At 57.7% G+C, this 3344-nt stretch carries 4 protein-coding genes; 2 read left to right on the forward strand and 2 right to left on the reverse strand.

Annotation, left to right across the window (positions count from 1 at the left end; translation table 11 throughout):
* Positions 1 to 264 precede the first annotated feature (264 nt).
* Both LIO98_RS10800 and LIO98_RS10805 read left to right on the forward strand, forming a co-directional pair.
* Entirely contained in the window at positions 265 to 1554 is a 1290-nt protein-coding gene (locus LIO98_RS10800; RefSeq protein WP_291956795.1) for a lactate racemase domain-containing protein, read from the forward strand.
* An 87-nt stretch (positions 1555 to 1641) separates the two neighbouring features.
* Positions 1642 to 2313 carry a GntR family transcriptional regulator gene (locus LIO98_RS10805; protein WP_291956798.1) on the forward strand — a complete coding sequence of 224 codons (672 nt, stop codon included), beginning with the start codon at positions 1642 to 1644 and terminating at the stop codon, positions 2311 to 2313.
* A gap of 56 nt (positions 2314 to 2369) precedes the next feature.
* Here LIO98_RS10805 and LIO98_RS10810 read toward each other — a convergent pair whose 3' ends face one another.
* Together LIO98_RS10810 and LIO98_RS10815 are read right to left on the reverse strand one after the other, a co-directional pair.
* Positions 2370 to 3062 carry an LrgB family protein gene (locus LIO98_RS10810; RefSeq protein WP_291956800.1) on the reverse strand — a complete coding sequence of 231 codons (693 nt, stop codon included), beginning with the start codon at positions 3060 to 3062 and terminating at the stop codon, positions 2370 to 2372.
* 45 nt (positions 3063 to 3107) lie between these two features.
* A partial coding sequence (locus LIO98_RS10815; RefSeq protein WP_291956802.1) for a CidA/LrgA family protein occupies positions 3108 to 3344 on the reverse strand: 237 nt, incomplete at its 5' end.

The raw sequence follows: 3344 nt of genomic DNA on the forward strand, positions 1-3344 counted from the left end.
CAACCCCAAGGTGATCTTCACCCCTCATACTGGCTGGTATAGCACGGGCTCCAAACGAAAGGCTCGGACGGTCGCCGCGCAGGAGATAGTCGATTACATCAACGGTGATAAGCTGATCGGTCAGTCCAACTCCCCCGCCAACCCACGGAAATTTTAGGCGGCGCCTTTTTTCACACAGCAGCTTCAGCGGGCCGGTATAACGAAACAAGAGACGTACCGGCCCATTCGTATTTTGATCATTTATATGTAAGGGGAGAAATGCCCATGAATTTCAGTCCTATCGGATATAATGTGAAAAATACCGGCGTGTCCTCCATCCCGATGCACGAGGTGAGGCAGTCCTTCGACGACTCAAAGATCGGCGATGTTGGGGAACACCTGACCGCCGCGCTGGGAGCTCTGCCGCTTCCGCCGCTTGCGGGCAAGAGGGTCGCCGTCACCGCCGGCAGCCGGGGGATCGCGAAAATAACGACGGTCACGAAACTGATCGTTGATTTTCTTAAAAACCGCGGCGCCAACGTATTTATCGTCCCGGCGATGGGAAGCCACGGAGGCGGCACCGCGGAGGGACAGAAAAAGGTCCTCGAAGAATATTCCATCACCGAGGAGAGTATGGGAGTCCCCATCGTCTCCGATATGTCGACGCTCTTCATCGGCGAAACAAAGAGCGGCGTGAAGATCGCCTGCGGCGGCGTGGCCTTCGACGCGGACCATATAGTCGTCGTCAACCGGGTCAAAGCCCATTCCGATTTTAAGGCGGAATATGAAAGCGGCCTCTGCAAGATGATGATGGTCGGCCTCGGCAAACATGTCGGAGCCGCGACCGTACATAAGGCCGGCTCGGACAGCTTCGGACGCCTTCTGCCAGAGGCCGCGGAGGTCTTTATCGGCACGGGGAAGATATTGTTCGGCGTCGCGCTGGTGGAAAACGCTGACAAAGAGCTGGCGGTCGCCGAATGTATTTTGCCGCGCGATATCATAAAGCGGGAAAAAGAGCTGCTGGCCTTGGCTAAGGAACGGCAGTCAAATCTCTATATAGGGGGAGCCGACCTTCTGCTCGTGGACGAGATCGGCAAAAACATCAGCGGCGCCGGCATGGACCCCAACGTCACTGGACGTCCGCCGACGGGAGCCGCGGGTTTCCCCACGCCGCCGGCGAAACAGATCGCCGTTCTCGGCATCACACCCTGCTCCGGCGGCAACGCGATCGGCATCGGCATGTCGGATATAATATCCTTGGAGCTGGCCCGGTCGATCGAATTTTCTTCGACCTATACGAACGCCCTCACCGCGGGCGTAATCGCCGCGGGACGGATACCGATGATCGCGAACAACGAGACCGACGTTATATTGTTTTTGATGATGACCCTCGGCAGGAGCACGCCGCGGGAGCTGAAGATAATACATATCAAAAATACCTCAGAATTGAAAAAGATAGAGGTATCGGAGAATATGGCGAATGAAATAGAGGAAAAAAGAGGTAGAATAAATATAGCGGAGGGCGTACAGCCATTATTTCTTAAGAAAACAGATAAAATAAGACGACTGCTGTAGACACCGGTCACGAAAATGACCGCACAAGTAATACTCTAGGAGGTGGCGATGCCGTTTATAACGTAAATGTTTCGACGGCGCTCACGAATGGGCTCAGATGTTAATCTATCCACAATAATCTACGAAAAGATCAAAAAAGACATCATTGAGATGCGGCGCGAACCGGATACCTACCTTCTGGAGCGACAGGTGGCGGCAGAACACAGCACCAGCAGGACGCCCGTCCGGGAGGCGATAAAGCGCCTCATGCAGGAGGGCTGGCTCGTCGGCGAGGACCGCTGCCGCACGAAGATAAGCGACCTCAATCTCACCGCCTGCCATGACGTCTTCAACGTACGTATGATGATAGAACACTACGCCCTGACCGAGACCTTTTCCAGGGGCGAGGGACGCGCGCTGGCGGGAAAGCTAGACGTCGAAATGAAAAAAATGGCATCGCTGGAGGACGACCCCATCGCCTTCGTCAGGGCCGACGTGGGCTTTCATTCCGTGATCGTCGAACATATCGGCAACGCCCTGCTGACAAAAATCTGGCGCAGCATCTCCGACGAAATCATCAGGATATCCATCTTCGCGATGGACGAACAGCGCCAGCCGGAGAAGATCGTCCTTGAGCACGCGAAGATCGTGGACGCGCTCTGGAACCACGCCCCGGATCTGCTGACGACCCTCGATAACCATATGAACCACATCCTCGAGGGCATGGAACGCTGTTTTGAGCGGCGAGACGGAGAAAAGGAGCCCGCCGGTTCCCGTTAAGGCTTTTTTACAATAAGACGATGGCCGTGCCGCTGGATAAGAGCGGCGCGGCCTTTTTAGTAGAGTCCGGCGGCAAACGGCACGACAAGCACCGTGACCAGACCGGCCACCGCCACAGCGAGGCTGCTCATCGCGCCCTCGACCTCACCCATTTCGAGGGCCTTCACCGTGCCGATCGCGTGGGCGCTGGTGCCGATCGCCAGCCCCTTCGCCACTGGGTCGGTTATACGGAAGAGGCCGGTCACCGGCTCGGCGATGATATTTTCGAGTATCCCGGTGATGACGATCGATATCACGGTGATGGTGACGATGCCTCCCGCCTCCGCGCTGATGCCCATGCCGATCGCCGTGGTGATCGATTTCGGCAGCAGCGTCACATAGACGGTGCGGCTCAGCCCCAGACAGCGGGCCATGACGAAGATGCTCGCGGCGCTGGCCGCCACCCCCGCCGAGATGCCGCAGAGGATCGCCGCCGCGTGTTTTTTCAGAAGGTGCAGCTGACGGTAGAGCGGCAGCGCGAGGCAGACGGTCGCCGGCGTAAGAAAGTAGCTGAGGTATTTCGCGCCGCGGTCGTAGCTCCTGTATGGGATGCCGCAGAGCGAAAGCAGCAGGATTATTAGGACGATGGCCAGCAGCAGCGGGTTAAGGATGGCGTAATTCCAGCGCCTGCGTACGGCGGAGCCGAGGATATAGGTGCCTACGCTGAGCGCGAGGCCGAAGTAGGCCGAGGAGGAGAGGAACTCCGTCATTTCGTTTCACGCTCCCGTTTCGCCCGGATCACAAGCTCCGCCGCCTTACCGGTCGCCGCCATCACCACGATGGTCGATACTACGACTATCAGGACAAGCGGTATGAATCGCGCGTATCTCGCCGAACTGTTCAAGCAGGCCGACGGCGGCGGGGATGAACATCATCGGCATCGCTTCGAGCAGGAATCCGCCGAAGTCCTCGACGTCGGTAAGCTTTACGAGGCCGGAGCAGAGCGCGGCCATCAGGATAAAAAGCCCGTAGACGCCCGCAGGGACCGGCAG

Origin of the sequence: Cloacibacillus sp. (assembly GCF_020860125.1) — a bacterium.
GTDB lineage: Bacteria > Synergistota > Synergistia > Synergistales > Synergistaceae > Cloacibacillus.

Excerpts from the sequence above, each read along its gene's own strand:
- LIO98_RS10800 (WP_291956795.1), top strand. The coding sequence starts at position 265 with ATGAATTTCAGTCCTATCGGATATAATGTGAAAAATACCGGCGTGTCC.
- LIO98_RS10805 (WP_291956798.1), top strand. The coding sequence starts at position 1,642 with ATGGGCTCAGATGTTAATCTATCCACAATAATCTACGAAAAGATCAAA.
- LIO98_RS10810 (WP_291956800.1), bottom strand. The coding sequence starts at position 3,062 with ATGACGGAGTTCCTCTCCTCCTCGGCCTACTTCGGCCTCGCGCTCAGC.